The organism is Aliirhizobium wenxiniae, assembly GCF_019511445.1.
Taxonomy (GTDB): Bacteria; Pseudomonadota; Alphaproteobacteria; order Rhizobiales; family Rhizobiaceae; genus Neorhizobium; species Neorhizobium wenxiniae_A.
The window spans coordinates 1-255 of the sequence record NZ_JAEUAN010000122.1 but is presented as its reverse complement, the minus strand read 5'-3'; the positions used below and the strand labels follow the sequence as shown (position 1 = coordinate 255).

The following is a 255-nucleotide window of genomic DNA, read 5'->3' as shown; positions in this document are numbered from 1 at the left end:
CTGTCCTCGGCTTGCGGCTACGCTTCTGATAGCCGTTCGCAGTACTGCCGTCCCGAATGCCGAACATATGATCTTTCTGCCCGGTCCGTCGGGGGCCGCCCTTGCTGCGTTGCTGTTCGCGACCAGCCTGCATCTCGGCGACAACAGATAGCATGTCATCCAGTCGCTTGTTGTCGACGACTTCGGCGCGATGCACCGAGCGCAGCGTATCGAAAGTTCTATAGGGCAGGGCATAGCTCTCGTGCATGATCTCAA

General features: G+C 58.8%; 1 pseudogene. It reads right to left on the bottom strand.

The features are described from left to right. A pseudogene (locus tag JNB91_RS30565) lies at positions 1–255 on the bottom strand (ISNCY family transposase); the annotation flags it as partial.